Origin of the sequence: Flavobacterium rhizosphaerae, assembly GCF_046000445.1 — a bacterium.
Lineage (GTDB): Bacteria > Bacteroidota > Bacteroidia > Flavobacteriales > Flavobacteriaceae > Flavobacterium > Flavobacterium rhizosphaerae.
Map to the genome: position 1 here is coordinate 329,552 of NZ_JBELPZ010000002.1, position 24,911 is coordinate 354,462.

The following is a 24,911-nucleotide window of genomic DNA, read 5'->3' on the forward strand; positions in this document are numbered from 1 at the left end:
CTTTAATCATCAGTTGTTTTTTTACCCGAAAACAATCTTTTAAAAAATCCCTGTTTATGTGTTTTTTGTTTAGGTTCTACTTCATACTCTTTTACTTCAGGCATGTTTCTGTCAGCCTTTTTTACAGTTTTTTGTTCCTTAGATTTTTTTACCTTTTTAGAATCATCAGGTTTATCTTGTTTCTTTTTAAAAATTCTTTTCCAAAATTTAGGTTTCTCTGTTTTGGGTGCTATGGTATCGGCTGCTTTTAATAAAAGTATACCTTTTTTATACTGTAATGTATCTTTAGCAATAATCCATACACCATGTTTTTTGTTGTTTCTGTAACGTCCGGTTTCCAGTAAATCTCCGTTTTTATCAAACTCTTGGCTTTTACCATCTTTTTGGCCTTTATGCCAATCAGCAACCGATTGTAAAGTACCGTCTTCAAACCATGTTTTCCATACACCTTCCCTAAGCCCATTTTTAAAAAGGCCGGATTCTGCAAGTTGGTTACTATGATAAAATTTTAAAAATTCATCGTGCAGAAGCTCACCCGCAACCCCTTCCTCACTCTGGTGTATCCTTCCCCCTTTAAACCAGTAGTAGTTGCGGTCACTACGGGGAGATACTTTTTTATTTGTAGTATAAAACTCATAACGGTAGTTTTCATCTGATATACGTTTTTTAAGTGATGTATCAGAAAATGAAAACATATACACAATTGAAAACACTAATAAATAATATTTCATTGTATTTTGTATTAATTAAGTATGCCTGGCTCCAAAGCAACTCTATGAAATTTTTGCTCCTGAATGTTATATTCTGAAAAAAATTGAAATAATAGGGTGCTGTAATTGAATGATAAGAGCCCTTTGCTATTTAATAATTGGTTGTTGATGCTATTATAGCAAGCAGCAGCACAATTTACACCAGTTACTGCTTACTATAAGTTTTAACTAAAATAAAGACAATAGTAAACGAGTGGTAATATTTTTTGTTAAAAAAAAGTTAAAACAGCATTTATCAGATAATGACACTACAGTATATTTAATCATTACTTTCAAAAAAATTTTGGACTATCCTTCTCAAAAGCCTGTTTTATAATTCATTTTTATCTGGTTTCTATTTTAAACACAAAAGCTTTATCATCCACTTTATTTTTTGGCGTAATAATATATAAGCCTGTGTCATCCTGATTAAAACTACATTTTTGCCCGGTTGAAAGTATTGTTACACTTTTAATTTCAGGAACCACATCTAACATTTTTCCGCTAAAGGCTTGCAATAAAACTTTTTTATTATCGCCTGGCCACCCCAAAACTATAGCATATATATTATTCCCCTTGCGGGTATAGCGTATATCTTTCGATGTGTAATTAACCTTGTCTACAAACATTCCACCTTTATCTTGTCTGGCAGGCCCTTCGCCAAAGGTTTCCCAGGTACGGGTTGCATAAACAGCCTCACCATTTTGTTTAAGCCAATGGCCAATGGTTAGTAAAATATCTTTTTGATTTTGTGGTATGCTGCCATCTGCCTTCGGCGATATATTAAGCATTAATGTGCCGTTTTTACTTATAATATCTGCCAGCAGGTCTATTATTTCATCAGCAGTTTTAAGCCCCATTGTATCAGTATAACTCCAACTACCTTCTGATACGGTTTCATCAGTAAGCCAAAACTCCGGTGTTATACGGTTCATTCGGCCTTTTTCAAGGTCTTCAAGGCTTACGGTTTTGGGTAGTTCACCTTCTTTATGTGTTACAACAACCTGCTTTTTTTTGGCTACTGAATGATTAAAATAATATGCAAGAAACTGCTGCTTATAAGTTTCGGGTATCTTAGTCATTTTACTGTCAAAATAAATCAGGTCTGGCGAATAATTATCAATAAGTTCCTCTAATTCGCCCAGCCACAACCTGTAAAAACCTTCTTTTACAATATTACCATACATAATGCTTATTTCAGGATCAGTACTCGAAGTTGCCATATCCGGATTATACGGAAAATATGAAGTATCATCAAGCCAATTTTCCGACTCATTTTGAAAGAGCTGTAAATTACGATCTTTATGAAAACTGGTTACAAATTTCAGCCCATGTCCTTTAATAGCTGTGGCAAGCTCTCCAACTAAATCGCGGTGCGGACCTTTATCCATACTGTTCCAAGGGTTTAATTTGCTTGCCCAGTTGCTCCACCCATCATGGTGTTCTGCTACTATACCTCCAAATTTTGCTCCTGCCTGTACCATTAGGCCAGCCCACTCATCAGCATTAAATTGCTGGGCTTTAAACATTGGTACAAAATCATGATAACCAAATTTGCTGAGCGGACCATAGGTTTCTATCTGGTGCTTATTCTCATCAGTACCTTCTATATGCATGTTACGCGGATACCAGTCATTAGCATAAGCAGGAACTGAGAGTACGCCCCAATGTGCATAAATGCCAAATTTTGCATCTTTAAACCATTTAGCAGTTTGGTCATACTGAGCAAGTGATTCCCATGTTGGCTCGTAATTTTTTACTTGCAGAATAGCTTTTTTTGAAGTGCAGGCACTTATAGTACATAAAAAGGCCAGTAAGGCTATTTTCTTCATTTTTTTGAATTGGAAATACCTGTAAACTAACTATATCTTGTAGATTAAATAATCATAGTTTACTTAATTGTTATACTAACCTGTGCTTTACTGTCTCTTGAAGAATTGCCCAGTTTAAAAATATAATTTCCGGGTTCTATAAGCCACTTTTTGGTTACGGTATCATAATATGCAAGTTCTTTTACCGGTATGTTTATAGATACACTTTTACTGCTACCCGCTTTAATATCTACCTTGCTATATCCTTTAAGCTCTTTGGTGGCACGCTGCACCTTGCTTTGGGGTTTGGATGAATATAGTTGTACCACCTCTTTACCATCTTTATCACCCGTATTTTTTACATCTACAGTTACTGTTATGGTATCACCGTTATTGTATTCTTTTTTATCTGTCTTTGCATTTTCAAATTCAAAAGTTGTATAAGATAAACCATAACCAAACGGATAGAGTGGTTCTATATTTTTGGTATCAAACCAGCGATACCCCACAAGTATGCCTTCTTTATACTCTTCTATATCTCCACCCGGAAAACTTTTTGTAGCATGGGCAGGTGAGTCTTCTATTTTCTTAGGCATAGTCCATGGTAATTTACCCGATGGGTTTATTTTGCCTAAAAGCACATCGGCAAGGGCATTTCCTCCTTCACTACCATTGTACCAGCTCCATACTACACCTGAATTTTCTTTCACAACATTATTAATATCATAAGGTGCTCCGGCAATAAAAACTACAATTGTTTTAGGGTTGGCTTTTTTAACGGCTGATATAAGCGCTTCCTGCCCAAAAGGCAGGCTCAGGTCGGCACGGTCACTCGCCTCGGTTTCATAATCGCGGTTAGCACCTACAAAAAGTATCGCTACATCAGATTTTTTTGCTGCTTCAACTGCCTCTGCAACCATTTTAGGGTCAGGCTCATTAACCGGTTCTGCCCTTTCTACTGTAACATCACCAAACTTAACATTGCTTTTCGGTTTAAAGTTTGTTTTGTATCCTTCTGCATAATTAATAGTAACCGAATTAGGTAATTTTGCTTTTAAAGCATCAAGCGGTGTAACTTCATGGTTGGTTTTTACGCCTGCACCAAAACCGCCCTGGGCATGTTTTCTTGTAGCATTGGCACCAATAACAGCCACGCTATTTAAATCGGCTGACTCAAGCGGCAACAGGTTTTCGCTGTTTTTTAAAAGCACTATAGATTCAGACGCTATATTATAAGCATCTTTAAAGTGCGCCTCAGTTGCAATACTGCCTTCTTCCCTACCACTGGTATTACCCATAGCTTTAAGATTAAACAACAGTTTTACAATCCTTTTTACATGTTTATCTACTTCGGCTTCACTTACCTCTCCGTCTTTTACAGCCTTGAGTAACGGATTAGCAAAGAAAAACTCATCAAACGAAGGCGCATTGGTACCCATCTCCAGGTCTGTACCTGCTTCAAGTGCCTTTTTGGTGGTGTGTACTGCTGCCCAGTCTGATATTACAATACCTTTAAATCCCCACTCGTCCCTTAATATATCCTGGAGCATATATGCATTTTCGCAAAGGTAGTCTCCGCGAAATTTATTATATGCCCCCATTACACTATATGCTTTTGCATCTACAATGGCAGCCTCAAATGCCGGTAGGTATATCTCACGCAAAGTGCGTTCGTCCATTTGCACATTTACAGTACCGCGGTTGGTTTCCTGATTGTTTGCAGCATAATGCTTTATGCAGGCGGCCACATTTTGGTTTTGAAGGCTAACCACATAAGGTACCACAAGGGTTTTGTTCAAAAAAGGGTCTTCTGTCATATACTCAAACGTACGCCCGCCAAGCGGTGTGCGTATAATGTTAAATGCAGGCGCCAAAAGAATATCTTTACCACGTGCACGGGCTTCTTCGCCAATGCTCCTGCCAAACGTAGCAGCCATTTCAGGATTCCATGTAGCCGAAAGACCGCCTCCTGCCGGATAAAATGTTGCAAAGTCATCTGTTCGTCCTGCAGGTGCCCAGCTCATACGTTCAAGTTCTTCACGAATGCCAAGTGGGCCATCGGCCATATGCACCTCAGGTATGCCAAGGCGCTCTACTCCCTCATTTGTAAACATGCTGTAGCCGTGCAACATGCCTATCTTTTCTTCAAGGGTCATTTTGCTTACAATTTTATCTATTTCAGCATCAAATTCATCGCTTAGCGCTACCCCTTTATAAGTCGCAATGCTTTTATCTCCAGTAACATCATTCTCTTTTTTGTCATTTTTGCACGATGCTGTAACAAATATTATGGCAATTAAAAAAAGTACTATATTATTTTTCATAATGAGGCTTGATTATTGGGTTATAACAGGTGTTTTTTAATTAAATATTATAAGATGCAATGCGAGCCCTTAACTCAAAATTTCAGTTTTAGATTCAACACACTTCTTTCCTAAGTATAAATATAGATTTAATTTTTTTATATAGCCTATTCTGTTTTTTTAAACCGTATGGCATATCCCCCTGAAACAGGCAGGTTAAATATCATCGTATCTTCAGAAGTTACTACTTTTGAAGAGAGGGCAACATCTCCCGGGTTATGCGTTTCATCAGTTCCCGGTGCATCTGTATAAATCTGCGCTTCATATTTAGCACCAGTTTCAAGAAATGAAAGTGACACCTCCAGTTTGCGTGCCTTTTCATTGGTTATACTCCCGAGGTACCAGTCAGCAGAATTCCGGTCTTTGCGCACAGTGGTTATATATTCGCCTATAACCCCATTAAGCACATGGGTATCTTCCCAGTCTGAAGGTACATCCTTTAAAAACTTAAATGCGGGTTGTCCATCATAATTTTCAGGCAGGTCGGCCAGCATTTGTATCGGTGAATACAGCACCACATAAAGTGCTAACTGCTTTGCTGCTGTAGTATGCACACGCCTGCCAGGAAAGCCCTGTTTAACCTCAACATCCAAAATGCCGGGCGTAAAATCCATCGGCCCTGAAAGCATACGGGTAAACGGTAATATTGTTTCATAATTTGGAGGATTACCCTCGCTCCATGCATTATATTCCATACCACGTGCCCCTTCGCGTGCCATCATATTAGGGTATGTGCGGCGCTCACCGGTATCTTTTATGGGTTCATGAAAGTTTACTGCCAAACCGTATTCTGCAGCTTTTTTAAGAACATACCGGTAGTAGCGCACCCCATACTGGCTTTGGTGATATTCTTTCATATTAAGTAATGAGCCCACCTGACCTATTTTTATATTGCGTATGCCTAAACGCTTATAAAGGGCAAATGCCTCATCAATTTCAGTAAGGTAGTTGTTTATATTTGACCCTGTTTCATGATAGCCTATAATCTCAACCCCTTTACTGCGGCCATAGCGCACTACTTCTTCAAGGTTAAAGTTATCAGCGTTCTGGGTAAAACTAAAAATATGTACCTGGTTTTTGTACCAGTCAGGTGTCCAACCTTTATTCCATCCTTCAATAAGCAGGTAATTAATACCTTCTTTTGCAGCAAAATCTATATACTCTTTGGCATGTTTGGTTGTAGCTCCCTGTTTTTTGCCTTCCCAAAAACTATATTTGCCAATATGCATACCCCACCAAATACCTATATACTTAAATGGATGCCCATACTCCTGCTGTGGTATGGCTGGTGGCTCATTAAGATTTAGAATGAGGTAAGACTCCACAAGGTCTGATGGTTTTTGACCTATTTGCAGTGTGCGCCACGGTGATGTAAAGGTGCCTTTGTCCCTTACTTTTATACCATCGGCCCAGGGATGCAATTCAGATTTCAGGGCTGTGCCCGAAATACGAGATAACATCATAGCAGAAAAATCATCAAGGCCTGCCTCGTGAAAACTGATGATATTATTTTTATTCTCTATTGTAAGGGGAGTGTGTACTACTTTTAGCGAACTAACAGATGATTTGGTAAAAAGGTATTCCATCTGCTGCTCTTCATAGCCCGGTATCCACCAGGCCTGTCCATCTTCTTTAAGGTTAAAAGCCGTGACCTCATCCATTATATAAAGGCTGTCTTTTATTCCCTGTTCCGGGAATACATAACGGAATGCCACGCCGTCATCAAACGCACGGAATTCAATATTAAGTTTCCGTTTTCTATTATCATTGGTTTGCAGCTGCACCACCATTTGGTTATAGTGGTTACGTATATTTTTCTTCTCTCCCCAAACCTGTGTCCATGTTTCGTCAAAAGATGAAGTTTTACTATCAGTAACTTTAAAGTTTTTGCTAAGGTCTTCGTCTTTTAGCACAAACCCCATGGAAGAAGGGGTTATAACTTCATCATTGTTATGGTTTACCGTATAGGTGGGTAACCCGTTTTTTAATGTAAATGCAATAGTATTTATGTTACCGGGTGAGGTCAGTTTATGTGTTTTATCCTGCGCATATATGGTAAATACTGTAAAAAATATAAAAAATAATAGTACTTGGGTATACTTTTTTTTCTTCATAATTGTGTGAATAGAAAATGGTAAAGATGGGGAGCCGGTTGTAAAAGGCTCCCCGAATAATTAATAAACTAACTAACCTATATTAACTCATTTAATCCATTCCGTTTTAAATGTTGTTTTTCCTTGTAATGGATCCTGGCTTACTTCAAAGTCATTGCCCTTTTTAGCAACCGTAAGTGTTTGCACCTTTTCGCCACCGGGCAGATATATTTTACCTGTTGCCGTGGTTGTGGCATCAGCTGCATATATTTTGAGCGTAAGCTTACTCCAGTCCATATCCTGGGTATTTTGTGCCAGTTTTATGTGAGGAAGCACTGTACCATTTTTAACCAGCACAACAATAGGAATGTCCCCTGACCTAATTTTATGCCAGCCGCCCTGGTATAGTTTTTTTGTCTGGTAATCTATCCATTGCCCCGGCGGAAGGTAAACATCCCTTTCGGTTACCTCTTCAAACAGGGGGGCAACAAGCATGTCTGACCCGAACATGTATTGATTGTCTACCAGCCATGATCCCGGATCATCAGGGTACTCTACAAACAATGCACGCATCATTGGCAAACCACGTTCACTACAGTCTTTTGCCTGTGCATATATATACGGCATCAGCTCATAACGCATATTGTCTGCTTTTCGGAAATCTTTAAGGAAATCTTCGCTATACAGCCATGGCTCAGTAGGCGGTTCTCCGTGGCTGCGCACGTGCGAGGTAAGCATACCAAATGGTGTCCATCTTCTGTATAAATCTTCAGGCGATTTGGTAACAAACCCCCCAACATCATGGCTCCAGAAACTAAAACCTGAAAGCCCTAAAGAGAGCCCTCCTCTTAATGTAGCACTCATTGCTCCGTTGGTAGTAGCGGCATCTCCCCCCCAATGCAGCGGGTAGCGCTGGCTGCCTGCCCATGTACTGCGCGCCCATATAAGCGTATAGCCTTTTTCTCTCTGTGTAACTTCTGCCACAGCTTTGTTATAACGCAACGGAAAAAGATTATGTTCATAAAAACCGGTACGGCCGTTACTGTAAATACCTTCGGCAGGGGCAGCTTCGCCAAAGTCTACCTTAAATACTGCCACACCCTGGTCTAAAAGATGTTTCAGTTTGCCCTGGTACCATTTTACGGTTTCGGGGTTGGTAAAATCAAGTACTGCATCTTCATAAGGTATATTTCCTTTACGGTCTTTTACAGCAAGGTTATTATCTACAATTTCGTTAAAAAGTGTATTTTTCGGTGTAAAGTACGGTAATTGCCAAAGGCAAACATTAAAGCCATCCTTTTTTAAGTCTGCCATCATTTTAACGGGGTCATCAAAACGTTTTGAGGCAAACTCATAGTTATTCCGCCAGTCTACATCAAACCAACCCGTATCAAAGTGTATAACATCGCTGGGGATTTTATATTTACGAAGATTTTTAGCTACTTCCCGGCCTTCCTTTTCAGAAAAATAGGTTATACGGCTCATCCAGAAACCAAAAGACCACAATGGCGGCATAGCGGCCTTCCCAGTAAGGTCAGTATATTCATCAAGAACATCTTTCGGCTCACCAATAAAAATAAAAAGGTCGGCCACATCATCGCCAATCATCATTTTATTGGCGCTTGCCCAGTATTTACCAAAATCAACTGTAACCGGCGATGAGGTATGCATAAATATCCCATAGCCACGGCTACTCAGGTAAAAGGGGATGGGCTTGTACATGGTTTCATTCTGCACACCATTGGCATCATCCGTCCATAATATTACTTTCTGCCCACGTTTGTTAAACTGTGTGAACGATTCGCCACAGCCAAATATTTTTTCGTCCGGTTCAAGACTGAAAACCGGCGCCATGCTGCGGGAGTAATCACTGTTACGGCGCACATAGCTAAACGGCAATACGGGAGTATAGGTGTTTTGCACATCGCTGTTATGCAGTGTAGAGGTGAGTAGTTTTCCAGAAGCATCATATACTTTTACATGCCAGGGGTTTGCAATAATTTCTACCGTACCGTATTTACCTGAGTATTTATGCCCCGCTGCGGTTTTAGTGTACTTCCAGCTTTCGGGGTGATTCGGAGCAGTGCCGTTTACCAGCATGATTGACTCCTTGGGCTGGTGAAACTGAGGCCCTGAAGCCATTTTTATACGTACGGTACGTTCTGAAACAAATTGTATGAGGAATGGCTGAACCGGTGAGGCTTCATATTCGGTAGCAGGAAACTCATTTGCAGGTACCGAATCCGGTTTTACCAGCATATTATCAAAAGCCTGCCTTGTTTTATATTCATAACGGGTATATTTTACAGCACCTTTGCCCGTAGCAGGGTCAAAACTGTTAAGCTCATCGGCAAAATAAAATGTATTTCTGTAATCTTCAAAATCCTTGCTTATATCTACAGGCTCATTTAGTGTGCCTGCATTTTGCAGCTGTGCCGATGCTGTATAGCCACAGGCTGCAAGGAGCATAAATGCAACCGAAAGAAGGGGTGTTCTTTTTTTGTTCATCTTGGGTTAAAAATTATTTAGTTATTATAGAGACTGATGCAGGTTTTAGTCCCGGGGAACTTGCCGAAAGTTGTAGCTTACCGGCTTTTTTGCCCGATTGTATTATTACAAGGCATTTGCCCATCCAGGCAGTATGTTTTTGAGCTTTATAAGGTTCATGGCTCACAGGGTCGCCACTGCAAACACCAATTATTTTTCCATCGCCTTTAAGGGTAAAGCTAATTTGGTTATTCGCTGTTGGCACAAATATGCCATTAGTATCAGTTACATTAATAGTAATGTAGCTAAGGTCATATCCATCGGCTGCTATCGCTTCGCGGTCAGCAGTTGCTTTGAGCCCCGCAGCAGGGCCTGATGTTTTTATCTCTCTTTCGAGTATTACTTTTCCGTCCTTTCGCGAAACAGCTTTAAGGGACCCCGGCTCATAGGTTACCCTCCACATTATATGCAGGTTATCACCCTGTTTGCGTTTTTTTCCAAGCGATTTGCCATTGAGGTACAGTTCTACTTCATCAGCATTGTTGTAATAGGCCCAAATATCTACTTCCTTGCCTTTTGTCCAGTTCCAGTGCGGAAAAATATGCAACACATTTTTATCAGTCCATTCGCTCTGGTACATATAATACACATCTTTAGGAAACCCAGCCAGATCTGCCACGCCAAAATAAGAACTTATACTTGGCCATTGGTACGGAGTAGGCTCTCCTATGTAATCAAAACCTGTCCAGATGTACATGCCTGAGAGGAATTCATGTTTTTTAATAATTTTCCAACTCTCTTCGTGGGTAGAGCCCCAGGGTGCATGAGTTTGGTCATAAGCTGAAACTGTATTGCCTGTGTTGCCATCATAGAAAGGGATATCCCACCGTACCGGCCAGTTTTTCTCTACATCAGACTTCTCATCATAATAACCACGCGTCTGGAGTGCCGAAGTAGTTTCAGTAGCTATAAAAGGTGTTTCAGGAAAGTTGATACGGTGCCTAGGCCAGGTTTGGTGTGCATAATTATAGCCTATAATGTTTAAGGCGCCCGATGCAGCAAGGTTATTAGGCTTATCGGCCGTGTTTTTAAATTGAATACCGGCTTCATCAGGGTTTACAGCTATCGGAGGATTCATTGCCGCTGTAATGGGGCGGGTACTGTCAAGTTTTTTTACTATAGCAGATAGCTCACGCCCAATCTCTGCACCTTTATTGCTCCACTGTTCTGGAATTTCGTTACCGATGCTCCACACAAATACACTCGGGTGGTTACGGTCCCGCAATATTTGGTCTTCAAGATCCTTTTTATGCCATTTTTCCCAATAGTTACTATAATCATATTCTGTCTTGGCCTGTTCCCACATATCAAAAGCTTCGTCCATAACCAGTATGCCCATTTCATCGCACAGGTCTAACAATTGGGGTGCAGGAGCATTGTGGCTTGTACGTATACTGTTTACGCCCATATTCTTCATAATCCGGAGTTCGCGTTCCATAGCATGGGTGTTAAAAGCAGCGCCAAGCGGCCCCAAATCATGATGAAGGCAAACACCTTTTATTTTAAACTGCTTTCCGTTCAGGATAAACCCTTTATCTAAATCAAACTTAAATTCGCGAATGCCAAATTTTGTTTCGTATTCATCCGTCAGATTACCGTTTATATTTACAGATGTGACAGCGCGGTACAATTCAGGTTTTTCAATGTTCCAAAGGACAGGGTTTTTAATAGTAACACTTTGGTTTATTACAAATTCTGTATCCGCCCCTATATTTTGCTCATGAGTAATAGCATCTATCATGGTTTCGCCTTTATAAATAACCGTATTAACGGTTACTTCTTTTTCTTGAGTATACTCATTTTTAATAACAGCCTGTAGCTTTATTGTAGCTTTTTCAGCCGATATAAACGGAGTTGTAATAAAGGTTCCGTTTTCTGCTACATGAAGTTTATCTGTAGTATTTAACCAAACATTGCGGTAAATACCCGAACCCGAATACCAGCGTGAATTTGGCTGTTTTGCATTATCTGCTTTTACAAGTATTTCGTTTGTAGTTCTATCTCCATATTGAAGATAAGGGGTCAGGTTATAGGTAAAACCTATATAACCATTTGGGCGCGTACCCAGATAGTGACCGTTTATCCATACACTGCTGTTAGCGTACACACCATCAAAAGTGATACTGGTAATTTTTGTGCTGTCCTGCTTGGGGATACTAAATATTTTTTTATACCAGCCAATGCCCCCATCAAGTGCCCCGCCTCCAATACCGGCCGGGCTGTCCTGCTTAAACCGACCTTCTATGCTCCAGTCATGAGGGAGATTAAGTGTGCGCCATTTTGTATTACTATTTATACTATCGTTATTGTTTATGCCGGCATTTAGGTGAAATTGCCAGCTCTGATTAAAATCAGCTTTTCGTTTGGCGGTAAAGCTGTTATTACTTTTACTGCTGCATGCTATAAGTGTAATAATGAATACAAAACCAATAGTTTTAGTAAAATATGGCGAATATTTAATTATCATTTACATTTTTTAAATTGCCGGTAAGCTGATATGCTTACCGGCATAGGTTTATTCAACTGGTTTATAATGAAACATAATCTGGCAAACGCTTTCGCCTGCACGGCTTTGGTCGCGGATAACTGCCAAACGTAAAGATGCATCGGTAAGTTCTATTACATTTACTGATACCCAGTTGCTTGCATCGGGATAATAATCTCCTCCATACAACATTTCAGGGCCTCCATTAAATGTCAGTTTATGGTTGTCAATATCATAACTAAACGTTCCTGTTTTAGTAACCTGGTTATTTGTTGTGAGCGCCGTTTGGGTTACACTTACATTATAATTACCATCCAGATTGAATGTCATGCTACCCCAGTCTTTATTTTCCATGGCCCACGAAGCATCGGCATAGGTAGGAAACCAGTTCCAGTAATCAGCCCCTGTTGGATACCAGGGATAATCAAGCCCACACCATCCAATTGGAGAAGCCATATCAAGTTCCCAGGTTTTTCCTTCAACACCATTGGTAAGCATATCCCACGCCGGGTCGCTAAAGTATTCTTCATTATTGGCATCTATTGTTACCGTAACCGGTGCTGCTTCAACAGCACCTCCCCGGGTGTATGCTGTGAACTGAACGGTATAGGTGCCTGCAAACGGAAATACTACCGTATTACTTTGCTGGTTGCTGTGCCCCAGGTCATCACCATAAGCATTGGTATAGCTCCAGTACGGAATAACATCATCCGTAAGGTTTGTCATAGTCACCTCATTAAGGTTAGACGGGTTTTGGGTTACCGAGATATTTATCTCTGAAGGACTAAGTGTTATAGAAGGCAGTGACTCCCTGTCTTCTACGGGCTCGCATGAAAATAACATTCCGAAGGCCGAAAGGGCTGCAAGCATTTTTGTTACCTGTTTCATAATCATAGTCATTTTATTTATTACCATCCTGGATTTTGTTGTATCGCTCCGTTAGAAAGTGTTATCTGAGACTGTGGCAGCGCAAACCACCCCTGTGTTTCGGGCCTGAAGCTTTGTATAAACTCACCACCCATATCGGTAGCTGCTATAGCTGCCTGGGTAGCACCCATACTTTGCCTTATCAGGTCAAACCATCTTTGGCCTTCAAGTGCAAGTTCCAGCCTACGTTCATTAAGAATATTATTATAAGTAGCTGCTATACTATGCGCATCATCACCATACGCTCGGGCACGAACCCTGTCTAAACAGGTTTGTGCAAAACCGGCATTTGCATCAAGGTTTAGCTCTGCAGCCATAAGCAATACATCGGCAAAGCGCATCAGCGGTATGTCTTCGTAGTTATCAATCTGAAAATCTCCTGTAAAAGCCGGGTCTACCAGACGGGTACCTTTTTTCCATCCATAACCTGTAAATTGGCGTTGGCCACGTGTTTCAGCATCAAAATCAAGGCTTTCAGCAGCATAGTCTATTATGGTGGCTTCCCTGCGTGTATCGCCTGCACCATAAGCATTATATAAGGAAGGTGTTACAGGAGCTCCTCCCCAACCCTGCCCGTAAGTACCTAAATCTCCCCCACGCGTTGAAATATTTACGGTAAAACGGTTGCCTTCATGAAGGTTCCAGTTAGCATTGCCGGAACTGTTAAAACGGATGGCAAAAACAATTTCTGTATTGCCTTCACCGGCATAATCTACTGATTCTGATGCCGATGAGGCCAGCCAAAGGCTTGCAAAGTTTGTAACCAGGTCATGCCCGCTATTGTTTACCGCATCGTTAATATAGTTTACAGCTTCTGCTTTCGTTACCACACCGGCCAGGTCTGTAGTATTATAATAATCTGTATAAAAGATAAATGCATTAGCTAAAAAGGCTTCGGCAGCCCATTTGGTAATACGCCCATAGTTGGCATTGCCGGGGGTGGAATAATTTTCATTGCCCAGGTTATCGGCAGCAAATTTAAAATCGTTTGCAATAAGGGCATAAGTTACTTCGGCACTTTCACGCGGCAATTCAAATTCATCTGCTGTTATAGTGTGGTCTAACGGTACAATATCACCAAATACCCTTGCCAACTGAAAATGATAATATGCCCTTAAAAATCTTGCCTCAGCCTCATATTGTATGCGTAGTTCTTCCTGGTTTCCCCATTCTACGTTATCAATATTTTCCAGTAATACATTTGCCCTGTAAATACCTATATAATTATTTTGCCATATAGGGGCGTTCATTTCTTTATCTGTAACAAACTGAAAACGATCCCATTCAAGAGAAACATTACTATCTGCAGTACCAAAGCCACCGTAACAGTTATCGCTGGCTATTTCGGTATTCATAAGCCATGTACCATATCCTTCGCGCTGTAGTATATCATATACTGCAACAAGCCCTTTAAAAGCATCATCCGGGGTTTTATAAAAGTTGTCTTCCACCACATCGGTATATGGGGCATTGGTTATGTATTCATCTGTACAGGCAGTGAGTGCCAGTATAGAAGTAAGTATAATTGCTTTAAATATATTTTTCATTTTTCTCACAGTTTTAATAATTAACACTTAAACCTATCATATATGTTCTTGGCTGCGGGTAAAACCCAACATCTATACCCCTTGCCCAGCTTTGGTTTACGTTGCCAAAACCTACTTCGGGATCAAGCCCCGGATATTTAGTAAAGGTGTAAAGATTGTTTGCTGATGCATATATCCGGAATTGAGAGAATGTTTTGCCAATTACATCTGTAAGTTTGGCAAGGTCGCAGCCCAGTGTAATGGTTTTAATCCTGAAAAAATCGCCATCTTTTATATAAAGGTCGCTAAACTTTGTCCAGTTGCCATTGGTATCTGTACCATAAGTTACCCTTGGCAGTGAATTAGAACTTCCCTCTGTAGTCCAACGGTTAAAGACACTGGTAGAATAGTTGTAAAACGGCCTGGAGTAATCTCTTGGGCTATAAGCTATCTGGTTGCCCCCTACTCCATATGTATAAACAGAAAGGTCGAAAGCTTTATAATTTAACTGAAAACTAACGCCATAATATATATCAGGGTTAGGGTCGCCTACCATAGTTTTGTCATCGGCAGTAATAGCCCCGTCACCATTACGGTCTACAAACCTAACATCTCCGGGCATTGCATTTGGCTGAATAAGGTTTCCGTTTTGGCTGTAAGCATCTATTTCAGATTGGTTTTGAAAAATTCCATCCGTCTGAAGCCCGTAAAAATAACCTATAGGCTTGCCTTCTGCCACACGGTTAATTTCATCTATACCCTGAAATAGCAAATTGCTTTCTCCATATATAATACCGTTTTGGTTTTCAACACGGGTAACTTCATTTTTATTCCTGCTGAGGTTTGCATTTACAGTAAGCCTCCAGTCTTCATTAAAACTGCGTGTATAAGATGCCGCAATTTCAAAACCTGTATTTTGTATATTACCTCCATTTATATAAGAAGCCTGGGCACCTGCTATATAAGGCACACTAGCCTGTACAAGCCAGTCTTTAGTAGTTTTTTTATAGTAATCAAAATTAATGGTAAGGTCATGCCATAAAGTTATATCGGCCCCAAGGTCAAGTTGCTCACTGGTTTCCCATTTAAGGTCCGGTGTATTAAGTGCGTCGGGGCTTGCTCCCGGGTCAAGCGGCAATTCGTTATCACCTGTGCCAAAATGATAGCTTTTGTCATAAGTAGAAATGGTAGACATATATGCAAACCTTCTGTTGAACTGGTCGTTACCGTTTTGCCCCCAGCTACCTCGTATTTTAACAGCATTTACCACCTCCTGCTGAGGCCAAAATACTTCTCTGTCCACATTCCATCCGGCAGAGAAAGATGGAAATACTGCCCATTTTTGTGATCCAAATTCTGATGAACCATCCCGACGTATAGTAGCAGTAAACAAATACCTGTTATCAAAATCATATAATATTCTTCCAAAATATGAGGCTATATTGTAATCATACCGATCTCCAGAAACCGTATTTTGGGTAGGATCAAGCACATTGTTAAGATATGCATGCCAAAAGTCGTTAAACTGCAGGTCGCGGCCTGTCGCACTGTTAGAACGTGTAATACGTTCACGTGCAGAAATACCGGCAAGTACATCGAGGTTGTGCCTGCCAAAACTTTCCTGATACTGTAATGTATTATCCCATATCCATGAAAAGTTATTGCTGGCACTTTGGGTTACACTAGAAAGATTACTGTATGACACTGAAGATAAAGAATATTCAGGAGTAAAAGCCCTGTAGTCGTCTGTGTAAGAATCTATACCAAAAGAAGTCCTGAAGGTAAGCCCCTTTACCGGTATTACTTCTGCAAAAATATTTGCCACAAATCGGTTTGAAAGGGTTTCTTTAAAGTTTGTATAGTATAAAAGGCCAAGCGGGTTTGTAATATCGGCACTCAGGTTTGAGGAGCCATATGAACCGTCTTCGTTATATACACTATAGTTTGGCGGAGCATTTAAAAAACCTCTAAGAGCATTTGAATATATACCCTGATCTGCTATGCCCTTACTTTTTGCACGCGCATAAGAGAAATTTTCTCCTATTTTAAAGCGGTCATCTACCACATTAAAAGTAGTGTTTGTAGTAAAGGTAACCCTGTCATACTGAGATTGCCCCGTCTGGCTGCCTATTAAGCCCTCCTGCCCAAAATAAGATAGGCCGGCACTATAAGTAGCCTTATCTGTACCGCCGTTTATTAATAACGAATGGTTTTGCTTTACGGCCCCATCATTAAACATTTCATCCTGCCAATTGGTATTAGGCATAGTATTTATTTGCTCCTGGTTATAAAGGGGAGAGAAACCGGAATTTACACGCGCTTCATTCATTATTGTGGCATATTCCCTGGCATTGAGCAGGTCCAGCCTTTTATAGCTTTCCTGAAACCCTGTGTAGCTGTTTAATGATACATTAATTCTTCCCTTAGATCCTTTTTTGGTAGTAACCAATACAACACCATTTGCAGCACGTGCACCATAAATGGCTGCCGCTGAAGCATCTTTAAGAATATCTATACGTTCTATAATAGAAGGGTCTAGGTAGCTAATACCATTATCTACCACAACACCGTCTACCACATACAAAGGCGTAGCGTTACCTACTGTGCCCGCTCCCCGTATATTTACTACAAAGCCTGCACCCGGCTGGCCAGATGTTTGCGTTATATTAACACCGCTTGTTTGCCCCTGTAAAGCGCTGGTGGCATCAATACTATTGGTTTGTTGCAGGTTTTTACCGCTTACTACAGTAGTTGCAGCAGTACTAACCTTTCTTTTTTGTGTACCATAGCCCACAACCACTACTTCGCTAAGTTGTGCTATAACTTGGTTAAGCGTTATGTTTATTTGTATCTGACCGTTTACTGTGACCGTTTGTGATTCATAACCAATATAGCTGAATTCCAGTGAAGCATCTGGGTTTACTTTTATCTGATATTTACCGTCAACATCAGTACTTACACTATTGGCGGTACCCTTTTCGGTTACACTTACCCCGGGCAGCGTAAGTTCGCCTGACGTTCCGCTGACTGTGCCTGTTACAATAATAGTTTGTGCCATGGCAGGCAATGCAAAAAGGTTAAAAAAGCAAAAGAGGCCAAAAGCTAAAACTTTTGGAGGAATTGTAATTTTACTTTTCATAATAGAGTTGAGAGTTTGGTTAAATTTATAATTGTTAATCTCCTGGAGTTTGGTGGTGGTAATTACTACCAGTCATAAACCAAGGGTTATATATGTATTCAACAATACAAAACAGATTTAATTAAAGTGAGCTCTACTTTATTTTATACTGCATTGCATGCTAAAACAATTAATAGTATTCTTTTAATTTTCGTCTTGATAACCTAAAACGTTTTCGCAAATGGTTACAAAAAAAACAGGGATTAACCTGAAACGCTGTTAAAAGAAATTATTTATTAGTTGATATTTATGGCTTCTATAGTGTTAAATTATTATGAAACCTGATGCAAGTAAACTAAAAACATTTTGAGCCACAATAGGCTAACATGGATATAACCCATAACAATACCATTTTAAAAACATAACCAGCCCAGTCAGGAGGCATATTTACCCTAATTGAAAATGCGGGCAACATAACAGTACCTTACTAAAAACATAAGATACCTTTAAGTTTTAGGTTTATCTTATTATTGTATCTTCTAATTTTAGAATATAATAATTTTACTGAGTGTTTTTTTAACATTATAAATTTTGCTTTACATAAATTGGATTATCTAAAAAATTAACACACTATTATTTTGCTTAAATATTTTTACCAATACAGTTATTCAAAATGAAATTTTACAAATTTATATACTGCCTATTTTTTATTGTTGCTCTATCTGTAATTGATGTGTCAGGCCAGGCTTATACGTTTCATCATCTTAAAACAGATAATGGCCTTTCTAACAGCTATGTTAAAAGCATTTTAAAAGACAACCATGGCTTTTTATGGATTGCAACTGAAGCAGGACTTAACCGGTATGACGGTTATGAATTTAGAGTATATACCTCTCAGGCAGGAAATAAATCATCTATTGCATTTGATAATATTTACGGACTGCAGGAAGACGGATTGGGAAATATATGGGTTGAAGGAAGAGAAACTTATACTGTTTATAACAGCAATAATGACAGTTTTAATAATAAGCCCCAATTACTACTAAAGGCCCTGGGCATTGATGTGGACACCACTAATACTGTTTATGTTGATAAAGCCAGGAATCTGTATGTATTAAATGCTCCTTATTTGTATTTTTATAATACGTCTGCAAAAAAACTTAAAAAATTTACCGTTGGCCCCGCTGCAACATCAGCAATTGGAGATGATGATGACAATATCTATATATGCCAGAATACAGGCCAAATAGAAAAAATAAACAAATACTCCGGAAATCAAACTATACTAAAATTACCCGATTTTATTCAAAAGGAAATCCCAAACAGGGATTACAGTATTTATATTGATTCACATAGTGGTATTTTTTTATATACAGGTTCATCTGATGTTGCCTATTATCTTAAAAACACCATTGCCGGTTGGCACAAACTTCACCTAAATTCAAGCCTTAATGCCAAAAGTAATATTGTTCTTGATGTTATAGATGATGGAAATGGTAATTTATGGATTGGCACAGATCATAGGGGCCTTTTTATATTCAATACAAATGATAATAGTATTGTAAATATTACCCATAACAAAAACAGCAACATATCAATATCCGCAAACAATATTACATCACTTTATAAAGATGATAATGGTACCATATGGATGGGGCACAATAAAAAAGGCTTGTCTTTTTATGATAACAGTTTCCATAACCTTGTTAATGTAGATACCGGTAATGCCAAAGACATAAGTATAATAATAGAAGACCATAATGGTAATATATGGCTGGGCACAGATGGCAATGGGCTGTACATCGCCAATACTTTGACAGGTGGTACAATAAAAAAAATGGATATGCCAAATATTGCCATTGTATCACTTGAAGAAGACTATAAAGGCCGCATTTGGATAGGTACCTATTTAAATGGGTTGTTTTGCTATGAAAATGGCTCGTTTAAACAATATACAAAAAGTAATAGTTCTTTAATATCTAACGATATCTGGAGCCTCAAAGAAGACCGTTACGGAAACTTATGGATTGGCACACTGGGCTTTGGTTTACAATACTTAAAGCATGATGATACCGGTTTTAACCCTATATTACTACCGGGCAAAGGCCTGGAATATTGTATGGAAATGTATTATGATGAAGGCGATAATTTATATGTGGGCACCACCACAGGTTTATATCTTGTAGATATCAGCTCAAAAAAATATAAATCCTGCACCGGAAATAAAAAGGGTACACAAAAATTTAAGCAGGTAACCATATCCAATATTTATAAAGATGATAATGAAAATTTATGGTTAGGCCACCCTAAGGGCATGACGGTATGGGACCAGAAAAAAGACACTCTTTATTATATTGACAAAGATAAGGGGCTCAGTGATAATGCCATAAGGGGTATTATTGAAGATAACCACAACCAAATATGGGTAACCACAAGCAATGGTATGTCGGTACTCACTACAGAGCGCGATAAAAAAGGCATTATCCGGTTTAGCAGCCGTAACTTTTCTACAAAAGATGGGCTGCCCGATAATTATTTTAATAACCATGCGCTATGCCGGCTACGCAATGGCGATATACTTATGGGGGGCACAGAGGGATATACTATTGTTAACCCCAATAAAATGGCCGAAAAAAATGAGCCCCTGGCCAGGGTGCTGTTTACTGGCTTAAGTTTGGGGAATAAAAAAATATTAATAGATTCCGTTTATGGTGGCCGTAAACTACTTGAAAAACCTCTATGGCAGACGCCATCTATAACATTAAAACATAATGATAAACTGCTTTCTGTAGAATTTACTACCGGAGACCTTATTAATGCGGATAAAGTTAAATATGCATATAAATTAAAAGGATTTAATAACCAGTGGGTAATACTTACGGCTAATAACGTAATGTTTTCTTCGCTGGCGCCCGGAAATTATGTACTCGAAGTTAAGGCAAGCAATAGTGACGGTATATGGAATAACAATAGCAGTTCATTAGAAATTATTGTTACCCCCCCTTTTTATCTTTCGGTATGGGCCATTGCTTTATATGTAATTATAGCTTTGGCCATACCTATAGTATTTTTTATAAGAACAAAACGGCACCACCACAAAAAGCTGGAAAAGCAAAAACTTCAGTTGGAACGTGAGCAGGAAAAGAACCTTAATGAGATGAAGCTTAAATTCTTCACCAACATAAGCCATGACCTCAGAACACCTTTAACCCTTATAGACATACCACTTCAAAATATACTACGTCAGGAGCTTCCAGATGGTTTGCGCCACAAACTGAGCATTATTAATAAAAATGTGGGGCAGTTGATGGAACTCATAAATTCTTTGCTCGACTTTAGAAAACTTGATGTGGGTGCGGAACACCTTAACCGCAAGAGCGGCGATTTTGTCCACTTTATTAAAGAAAAATGTTTATTATTTAACACGTATGCTACAGACCGCTCCATTAGCTTTTCTTTCAGCAGCCAGGCAGAAACGTTACCTATGCAGTTTGATCCGGTTAAAGTTGAAAAAATACTCTATAACCTGCTTTCTAACGCTTTTAAATATACCCCAAACGGCGGAAGTGTTTCGGTAAGCATTACTATAGAAAATGAAACTGTTTTTATGAGCATTTCTGATACAGGATCTGGTATTAAAGAGGAAGATAAAAAAAATATTTTTAAGCTGTTTTATCAGGCTATCCAAAATAAAGAATATACCGGTAGTGGTATCGGGCTGCATATTGTAAATGAATATGTAGTTATGCATGGCGGTAGTATTGAGGTGAGTGACAATATACCAAGCGGCAGTATTTTTACTATAAAATTACCTGTACAAGAAGCAGATGCAGAAGAGATGGTATCTAAAACCGGATTTAAACCAACATTTTTAAGCGAAGTTTCACCAGGGATAGATTATAATAAAAAAGCCAAAGAGAACCCGGTATTGCTAATTGTAGATGATAATAAGGATTTTTGTGAGTTTATTGCCGGAAGCCTTTCCGATGAATATACTATGCTGATGGCAAATAATGGGTTTGAAGCTATAGAAAAGTTAAATAATACTACTATTGACCTTGTTATAAGCGATGTTATGATGCCAAAAATGGATGGTATGGAATTATGCAGGCGCATAAAAACCAATATAGAATGGTCCCATATACCTGTTTTGCTCCTTACTGCGCGTACGGCTGAAGAATATAAAATTGAAGGGCTTGAAATTGGGGCCGACGATTACCTTACAAAACCTTTTAACTTTGATGTATTAAAGCTGCGTATAAGCAAATTTTTAGAGTGGACACAAAGGAGCCATAGTTCATTTAGCCAGAAAGTAAATGTATCGCCGGCAGAAATTACCATCACTTCTTTAGACGAACATTTAATTGAAAAAGCCATAAAAATTGTTGAAGAAAATATACATGACACTGATTTTAGTGTAGAACAACTGGGTACGGCAGTGGGGCTAAGCAGGAGCCACCTATATAAAAAACTAATGTTTATAACCGGAAAAAGCCCCTCAGAATTTATACGTACCATAAGGCTGAAACGCGGCAGGGAACTACTTGAGAAAAGTCAGTTACAAATTGCTGAAATTGCCTATAAAGTAGGCTTTAACTCCCCTAAGCGGTTTACCATTAATTTTAAAAATGAATTTGGCGTTTCTCCTTCAGATTATTTAAGAAACAATAAACAAAAATGATGTACTAATTTCGTAAAAACATTACTTATCAATACTATATATTCACCAGTAGGCTAATTGAATATAACTTAAAACTCAAAATTATAACCTTTCTTAGTTAAATCATTATAAACCGTTTGGTTAAACTCATATAATTTTGCAGCACGGTGAGAAACATCCTTTTGTTTTTCATCAAGTGCTACCAAAATTTTCATTCTTAATATTTTTCGCCTGAAATTAGATTTATCCATTTCTACACCCAAAATTTCTTCATAAAGCTGCATTAGCTCCAGTAAAGTAAATTTTTCTGGAAGCAGATTAAACCCAACTGGGGCATTTCTCACTCTGTTTCTCAGGTGTTGAATACTATAATCCAATATTTCGTTATGGTCATAAATAAGTTCCGGTACATCTTTTATTTTATACCATTTTGCTTCTGAAGCTGTAAAGCCTGCCTTTACATCATAATTTTCTTTTTTGATGAGGGCAAAATAGCCTATAGTAATTACACGACCTAAAGGAAAACGGTCTGGTTCGCCAAAAGCTTTAAGTTGCTCCAGGTAAATATTATCCAGCCCTGTAAGATCGGCCAGCAGCCTTCTTGCAGCATCATCTGTACTTTCTTTTTCAGTTATCCATCCCCCGGGTAAACCCCATTGGTTTTTCATTATACCTTCGGCATGGCGTACAAGCAGTACCTCTAAAACCCCATTATCAAAACCAAAAATAACACAGTCAATAGTTATAGCATTTATCACAGAACGTTCAACGAGTTTTCCTGACTCTTCATTAATAATTTTTTTCACTAAGCATAATTTTATAGGGAAACGAATATAAGTATTTTTTTTACATTAAGTAGCCAGGTTATTTTAGATATATTGGATTAAATTATTATTTATTATCAAATATCAATTTTTAAACATAAAATTTTGTTAAGAATAGAAATATCACTATACTTGTGGTCTTAAAAACCATAAGAATTTTATGAATTTATCCGCAAAAAAAAGCAGTTCTGATATATATCTTATTACAGCTGTAGCCAGTCTTGGCGGCCTTTTATTTGGTTATGACACCGCAGTAATTTCTGGAGCTGTTGGATCTTTAAATGATTTTTTTATAAAAGCAATTTCAAACGATATAGTTGCGTCTGCCTCAGCTATTACAGAATTTAAAGTTATTATTTCATTATGCACACTTGCGATAATTGCTTTGTGTGCCTCATTTATATTTCGATTTTATAAACGCAGCACAGCCTATGCTATTATAACAGCTATAGTTGTTGCCACCGGGGCTTATTTTTATTTTGAGTTTTTAATGATTAAGCCAGAACTTACTGAAAATTTAAAAAACTCCATATTAGGATTCATGGTAAGTAGCGCCCTGGTAGGGTGTATTATAGGGGCTGCAGCGGGAGACCGTATTGCTAATTCTATTGGACGAAGAAATGGACTACTTGTATCGGCTATACTTTTTATTATATCAGCTTGTGGTTCAGGATATCCTGAAGTAATGAATATTTTTTTAGGAAGCAGCAGCCTTACTTCATTTATAATATACCGTATTATTGGAGGTATTGGTGTTGGCCTTGCCAGTATGCTGGCTCCACTTTATATTGCCGAAATGGCACCTGCAAAAATCAGGGGTAAGCTTGTATCCTGCAACCAGTTTGCTATTGTAACCGGTATGCTTGTAGTTTACTTTGTAAATTATTACATTGTTAAAGGGCAAACTGTTGAATGGATAAACAGTGACGGTTGGCGGTATATGTTTCTTTCAGAAAACATTCCGGCATTACTGTTCTTAGTTTTCTTGTTATTTGTACCTAAAACCCCACGTTTCCAGGTATTAAAAGGTAAAGAAACTGAAGCTTTGGCAACATTATCTAAACTTAATGGGCATGATGATGCACCATTTATTTTACAAGATATTAAAAACTCATTTAATATTAAAAAAGCACACTGGCTAAGTTATGGCTGGGGAGTTGTAATAATTGGCCTTATGTTATCTATATTTCAGCAGTTTGTAGGTATTAATGTAGTTTTATATTATGCCCCTGAAATTTTTAAAGGCATGGGGTTAGGTACTGATGCTTCTATGATACAAACAATTATAGTAGGGCTTATAAATATGCTGTTTACAGTATTGGCAATTTTTACCGTTGATAATTTCGGGCGTAAAAAGCTCATGTTAATAGGTAGTGTATTTATGGCCATAAGCATGCTTGGCCTTGGTTCTGCACTTTATCTGCAGGGCGACCCTGTAGTGTCATTGTTATTGATGCTATTATATATAGCTGCCTTTGCAATGTCATGGGGGCCTATTACATGGGTACTTCTTTCAGAAATTTTCCCTAATAAAATTAAAGGTGTAATGGCCGTGGCAGTAGCAGCACAATGGCTGGCTAACCTTATAGTTTCGTGGACATTCCCGCTTATGAACAATAATCAGGGCCTTACCGAAATGTTTAACCATGGATTCTCGTATTGGATATATGGTATTATGGCGCTGCTTTCAGCTTTATTTATATGGAAATTTGTACCAGAAACCAAAGGCAAAGCCCTTGAAGAGATTGAACATTTATGGTTAAAAAAATAATGTCTGAATGAAAGTAAATTTGTTTAAACTATACCTG

The 24,911-nt window shown here is 38.7% G+C and carries 12 protein-coding genes; 2 read left to right on the top strand and 10 right to left on the bottom strand.

All coding sequences use genetic code 11. The features are described 5' to 3' along the window. Positions 1 to 2: 2 nt before the first annotated feature. From ABS766_RS03920 to ABS766_RS03960, 9 genes are all read right to left on the bottom strand, one after another. On the bottom strand, positions 3 to 731 hold the full coding sequence (locus ABS766_RS03920; RefSeq protein ID WP_408083814.1) for a toxin-antitoxin system YwqK family antitoxin: 729 nt from the start codon (positions 729 to 731) through the stop codon (positions 3 to 5). 362 nt (positions 732 to 1,093) lie between these two features. Further along, positions 1,094 to 2,581 (bottom strand): alpha-L-fucosidase, encoded by a 1,488-nt coding sequence (locus ABS766_RS03925; protein WP_408083815.1) that lies wholly within the window; start codon positions 2,579 to 2,581, stop codon positions 1,094 to 1,096. Positions 2,582 to 2,640: 59 nt separating this feature from the next. Continuing rightward, positions 2,641 to 4,884, bottom strand: coding sequence for a glycoside hydrolase family 3 C-terminal domain-containing protein (locus ABS766_RS03930; RefSeq protein ID WP_408083816.1), 2,244 nt, complete (start codon positions 4,882 to 4,884; stop codon positions 2,641 to 2,643). Positions 4,885 to 5,030: 146 nt separating this feature from the next. After that, positions 5,031 to 7,037, bottom strand: a complete 2,007-nt coding sequence (locus ABS766_RS03935) for a glycoside hydrolase family 97 protein (protein ID WP_408083817.1) — start codon at positions 7,035 to 7,037, stop codon at positions 5,031 to 5,033. An 87-nt stretch (positions 7,038 to 7,124) separates the two neighbouring features. After that, entirely contained in the window at positions 7,125 to 9,524 is a 2,400-nt protein-coding gene (locus ABS766_RS03940) for a glycoside hydrolase family 31 protein (RefSeq protein WP_408083818.1), read from the bottom strand. Positions 9,525 to 9,537: 13 nt separating this feature from the next. Continuing rightward, positions 9,538 to 12,030, bottom strand: a complete 2,493-nt coding sequence (locus tag ABS766_RS03945; RefSeq protein ID WP_408083819.1) for a glycoside hydrolase family 2 TIM barrel-domain containing protein — start codon at positions 12,028 to 12,030, stop codon at positions 9,538 to 9,540. A gap of 48 nt (positions 12,031 to 12,078) precedes the next feature. Continuing rightward, entirely contained in the window at positions 12,079 to 12,936 is an 858-nt protein-coding gene (locus tag ABS766_RS03950; protein ID WP_408083820.1) for a hypothetical protein, read from the bottom strand. A 20-nt stretch (positions 12,937 to 12,956) separates the two neighbouring features. Beyond that, entirely contained in the window at positions 12,957 to 14,522 is a 1,566-nt protein-coding gene (locus ABS766_RS03955; protein ID WP_408083821.1) for a RagB/SusD family nutrient uptake outer membrane protein, read from the bottom strand. A gap of 13 nt (positions 14,523 to 14,535) precedes the next feature. Next, positions 14,536 to 17,640 carry a SusC/RagA family TonB-linked outer membrane protein gene (locus ABS766_RS03960; RefSeq protein ID WP_408083822.1) on the bottom strand — a complete coding sequence of 1,035 codons (3,105 nt, stop codon included), beginning with the start codon at positions 17,638 to 17,640 and terminating at the stop codon, positions 14,536 to 14,538. A 652-nt stretch (positions 17,641 to 18,292) separates the two neighbouring features. Here ABS766_RS03960 and ABS766_RS03965 point away from each other — a divergent pair. Further along, positions 18,293 to 22,300, top strand: a complete 4,008-nt coding sequence (locus tag ABS766_RS03965) for a hybrid sensor histidine kinase/response regulator (RefSeq protein ID WP_408083823.1) — start codon at positions 18,293 to 18,295, stop codon at positions 22,298 to 22,300. A 68-nt stretch (positions 22,301 to 22,368) separates the two neighbouring features. Here the strand turns inward: ABS766_RS03965 and ABS766_RS03970 are convergent, their stop codons facing one another. After that, entirely contained in the window at positions 22,369 to 23,085 is a 717-nt protein-coding gene (locus ABS766_RS03970) for an NUDIX hydrolase (protein ID WP_408083824.1), read from the bottom strand. A 178-nt stretch (positions 23,086 to 23,263) separates the two neighbouring features. On the opposite strand from ABS766_RS03970, the gene xylE reads away from it, so the two are divergent. Next, positions 23,264 to 24,874: a D-xylose transporter XylE gene (gene xylE / locus ABS766_RS03975; RefSeq protein ID WP_408083825.1), complete on the top strand. Its 1,611-nt coding sequence runs from the start codon at positions 23,264 to 23,266 to the stop codon at positions 24,872 to 24,874. The last annotated feature ends 37 nt before the right edge of the window (positions 24,875 to 24,911 follow it).

Excerpts from the sequence above, each read along its gene's own strand:
- ABS766_RS03920 (WP_408083814.1), bottom strand. The coding sequence starts at position 731 with ATGAAATATTATTTATTAGTGTTTTCAATTGTGTATATGTTTTCATTT.
- ABS766_RS03925 (WP_408083815.1), bottom strand. The coding sequence starts at position 2,581 with ATGAAGAAAATAGCCTTACTGGCCTTTTTATGTACTATAAGTGCCTGC.
- ABS766_RS03930 (WP_408083816.1), bottom strand. The coding sequence starts at position 4,884 with ATGAAAAATAATATAGTACTTTTTTTAATTGCCATAATATTTGTTACA.
- ABS766_RS03935 (WP_408083817.1), bottom strand. The coding sequence starts at position 7,037 with ATGAAGAAAAAAAAGTATACCCAAGTACTATTATTTTTTATATTTTTT.
- ABS766_RS03940 (WP_408083818.1), bottom strand. The coding sequence starts at position 9,524 with ATGAACAAAAAAAGAACACCCCTTCTTTCGGTTGCATTTATGCTCCTT.
- ABS766_RS03945 (WP_408083819.1), bottom strand. The coding sequence starts at position 12,030 with ATGATAATTAAATATTCGCCATATTTTACTAAAACTATTGGTTTTGTA.
- ABS766_RS03950 (WP_408083820.1), bottom strand. The coding sequence starts at position 12,936 with ATGAAACAGGTAACAAAAATGCTTGCAGCCCTTTCGGCCTTCGGAATG.
- ABS766_RS03955 (WP_408083821.1), bottom strand. The coding sequence starts at position 14,522 with ATGAAAAATATATTTAAAGCAATTATACTTACTTCTATACTGGCACTC.
- ABS766_RS03960 (WP_408083822.1), bottom strand. The coding sequence starts at position 17,640 with ATGAAAAGTAAAATTACAATTCCTCCAAAAGTTTTAGCTTTTGGCCTC.
- ABS766_RS03965 (WP_408083823.1), top strand. The coding sequence starts at position 18,293 with ATGAAATTTTACAAATTTATATACTGCCTATTTTTTATTGTTGCTCTA.
- xylE (WP_408083825.1), top strand. The coding sequence starts at position 23,264 with ATGAATTTATCCGCAAAAAAAAGCAGTTCTGATATATATCTTATTACA.